Raw genomic sequence first — 204 nt, 5'->3', positions numbered from 1 at the left:
TACTCGCCAACCTGATCGTTGATTTCACGGGATGTCGCCAGAGACGTGCCCAGCGGTTTTTCCATCACCACGCGAGCTGGTTTAGCATTCAGCTTTGCTTCACCCAAGCCTTTGCAGATCGCGCCAAAGGTGCTTGGCGGCATAGCGAAATAGTTAATCGTGGTACGTGATTTTTGATCCAGCATCTCGCCCAGACGGCTAAAT

1 pseudogene is annotated in these 204 nt (G+C 52.0%); it reads right to left on the bottom strand.

Annotation, left to right across the window (positions count from 1 at the left end):
* Positions 1 to 204: pseudogene (locus FDX22_RS20985) on the bottom strand (glucose-6-phosphate dehydrogenase); the annotation flags it as partial.

The organism is Citrobacter sp. TBCS-14 (assembly GCF_005280805.1).
Lineage (GTDB): Bacteria > Pseudomonadota > Gammaproteobacteria > Enterobacterales > Enterobacteriaceae > Citrobacter > Citrobacter gillenii.
Note: the sequence above shows the minus strand (reverse complement) of the source record. Positions and strands in the feature narration are given on the sequence as shown.